Raw genomic sequence first — 3497 nt, 5'->3', positions numbered from 1 at the left:
AACCACTGGAAACAGCGGCAGCCATCTCCGGCCGCCCTGGCCCCGGTCCGGAGAATGAACTCCTCCAGGTCCAGGCCGGGCCGGGTGATACCGACTCGCAACACGCCCGCCGCCCTGTAGAACTCCACCTTGGCCTCGGTCATTGCATGCCGAAAAATACGGGAACCGATGAAAAAATCGTGACCCGATGCGTTTTGATCAGTTTGATCGTGCTCTCCAGGGCCGGTTTGTCCGGATCTGCCACAGTGGTCGCTCCCATGAAAAAGGGAAAGAGCATGGATAGGCAGAATCCGAGGGCGTGGTGGAATTTCCCGGAACTCAGGACCACATCGTCCTGCTGAAACCCCATATAGTCCGCCCCCACGGCCTGGGCGGTAAACAGACAGTGGTCATGGGTGTGCGGAATGGCTTTGGGGTGCCCCTTTATTAACACATCCACCTCATTTATTATTTTACATGTAATCTTTTGAATTCAGAGAGTTAAACGCTGATGGGATCGCCGCAAGCAAACCGGGGTTCATGTAAAGGGATAAGAATGTCCGCCTCTTTTTTTACCTGCAGCATGATATCATAGGCCGAATAGACATCCACATGGGTGCCGGGTGGGATAAGGTCCATTTCCATGCCTTTGATTTCAGGCGGGGGATTGTAGTTTTCTTCGATGATGCAAAACCCGGTGATGGCGGCTTTGCCTTTTGGTGTATCAATGAATACAGTCAAGCCCCCTTTGGTGTGGACCGGCGTATGTTTGACACGGATGCCGTCAACAATGGGGCCGTCCTGACTCACTATCCTGATCTGCCCGTTTTCCTCCACATCTTCGATATAATCTTCCAGGTACCGGTAATCCAAAGGGTGCGGGTTGTGGATGGATTCAAGCTCATGCTCATGTACGTAGAATATGGCGTTTTCACACTTATAATCGTTTTCGCAATGATCGTTGTGCAGATGGGTATGGATGACAATATCAATGTCTGCGGGTAAAAGCCCGTGTTTTTTCAAGCCCTGTTCAAAGGTATATATTTTCCCGTTAATGGCCTTTTCCCTTTGCTCAGACTGAATGGGATTCATTTCACCGGTGTCCACCAGGATATTTTTGTCCCCGCCCTTGATTACCCAGCAGAAAATGGGAATGGTATAGGTCTCTCCCTGGCCGTACTGGTAGGTCATCATGCTCTTGTCAAATACTTTTGTCCCCATGACAACGGGGTGGATGGTATAGGTCATTGTATTCCTCAATTCTACGGCTTGGCCTTCAGGTACTAAATACAGATTCAATTTTTTCCGACAGTTTGGCAATGTCAAAGGGTTTTAACAAAAAATCCCTGCACCCGTTGGCGATCATCTGCCGGAGCTCTTCTTTTTGGGAAAGCCCGGTGCAGACCAGCACCCGGATATCAGGATTCAGCTGCCGCACAGCTTCATAGGTCTCGAACCCGTCCATGCCGGGCATAACGACATCCAAAATCATCAGGTCAATGCCTTTGACATCATTTTGAACCACAGACACGGCCTGGGCCCCTGTACCGGCAACAAGTACATCGTAGCCAAGGGTTTCAAGCATATCCTTGCAGACTTCTATCACCCCTTTTTCATCATCCACTAAAAGCACCCGGCCCTTGCCCAAAATAAGGCGGCCTTTATTTTCCACCAAAGGCCGGAAATCATCCTGGGACGCCCGGTCCTGTGCAGCAGGCAGGAAAAACATGAATACACTGCCCTTTCCGGGAGAGGATTCGACATGAAAGGTGCCCTTGTGGGCTTTGATGATCCCGTATGCTGTAGATAGCCCCAGGCCGGTTCCCCGGCCCCGGGCCTTGGTTGTAAAAAAGGGGTCAAATATGCGGGAAAGGGTCTCCTTGTCCATGCCCGTGCCGGTGTCTTCCACACAGACCCTGATATAATCCCCGGCCTGGTCCAGTCCCACATTTTGGGCCTGCTGGATATCCATGACCATGTTTTGAGATTTCACCACAATCCGGCCGCCTCTGGGCATGGCATGCCAGGCATTGACAAACAGGTTCATAAGCACCTGTTTGATCTGAATTTCATCCACCATTATGGGCCACAGCTCCTTATCCAGTTCCTGGCGGATGATGATATCTTTTCTGGTGCGGCCGAACATTTTGGCTGAGGTCTTGAGCAGATAATTTATATTCAGGGTGGTGGCTGACTGCCGGCTGTTCTTCCGGGAAAAATCCAGAAGTTGACGCGCCATTTCCGCACCATTGTAAATATATTCGTCAATATTGGACAGCCGTTTGTATTCCTCTGATTCACTGTTAAACCGGCTTTTAACAAGGGAGACATACCCTTGTATCCCCATAAGAATATTATTAAAATCATGGGCAATGCCGCCGGCAAGTGTACCGATGGCTTCCATTTTCTGGGCCTGGCGAAGCTGATCCTCAAGCCGTATACGGTCGGTGACATCCCTGGCCACAGCATAAATACCCTTGAAATCCTGAGCTAATCCGGTATCTGGCGGGGTAAGAACCGAGGCCTTCATCTCCATGAATGCAAAGGCGGAATAAGGATCATATCTGTTTTCCCCGGCACCGGCTTTTTTAAAGCGCAGGTTCAGCGCAATGCTGGAGCCAGGGGACAGATCCCGGGTGGGCGGTCCGCCAGCCTGAAACAGTCGGGACAGTTTGCAGCGGTCATCCTCGTGGAGAATCGCGTCAAACGAACTGCCTTTCAGTTCCTGGGGCAAATACCCCAGAAGGGTTTCAAACTGCTGATTGGCAAAAGAAAAACAAAAGTTTTCATCCAGAGTGAAAATCAGATCCGGTGAATTGTCAACCATGTACTGGTATTTTTTTTCAGAGGCATCAAGGCGGGCCGCGTAGAACCTTTTCTCAGCAATCAGATTTCGCTGGGCAATCCCGTTTTTAACGGTTTTAACCAGATCAGCAAATTCAAAGGGTTTTTTCAGGTAGTCCCAGGCACCCTGTTTCAGGGCAGAGACCGCAGAGGCCACGGAGGCGAATCCGGTCATGATGATGACAAGTACTTCGGGATCCAGTTCAAACATACTGGCCATGGTCTCATATCCATCCATGCCGGGCATGGATATATCCATCAGCACCAGGTCAAACTTCTGTGTATTGAACAAGGTGATTGCCTGCAGGCCGTCACAAGCACAAAAGACGCTAAACCCTTCCTTGGTCAGGCATCCGGCAATGCTTTTAACAATCCGCTCTTCATCATCAACAACCAGAATCTGTTCAGGTCTCATACTCAAGTGAGTCTATCATGCTTTAGGCAGTGCCTCCTGCACATTTGCACATTAACATGGTGTATCCCCATGGGATTTAGCATTGTTCTTCCGGTTCCAACGTATCCGAAAACCTTCACCTGTATAGGATGAAGGCAGTTAAAATGTCAACCTGAACGCTTAAAAACCTTGACAAAAATAACCACCCTGCGGTTATAAAGACAGGAAAAAGTCCGGACTGGCTGGCGCAAATTCTCAAGGAACTGGACGAGGATTAAAC

3 protein-coding genes are annotated in these 3497 nt (G+C 49.8%); all 3 read right to left on the bottom strand.

All coding sequences use genetic code 11. The annotated features are described in order from the left end of the window. Positions 1–139: 139 nt before the first annotated feature. The 3 genes from AB7U36_RS20805 to AB7U36_RS20795 are packed head-to-tail and all read right to left on the bottom strand — an operon-like array spanning position 140 to position 3238. A complete protein-coding gene (locus tag AB7U36_RS20805; RefSeq protein WP_428161539.1) occupies positions 140–439 on the bottom strand; it encodes an AMP-binding protein in 300 nt (99 codons plus the stop codon). A gap of 41 nt (positions 440–480) precedes the next feature. Next, on the bottom strand, positions 481–1227 hold the full coding sequence (locus AB7U36_RS20800; protein WP_428161538.1) for an N-acyl homoserine lactonase family protein: 747 nt from the start codon (positions 1225–1227) through the stop codon (positions 481–483). Positions 1228–1255: 28 nt separating this feature from the next. After that, entirely contained in the window at positions 1256–3238 is a 1983-nt protein-coding gene (locus tag AB7U36_RS20795; RefSeq protein WP_428161537.1) for a response regulator, read from the bottom strand. Between the last annotated feature and the right edge of the window lie 259 nt (positions 3239–3497).

The sequence above is a fragment of the Desulfobacter sp. genome (assembly GCF_050177295.1).
Note: the sequence above shows the minus strand (reverse complement) of the source record. Positions and strands in the feature narration are given on the sequence as shown.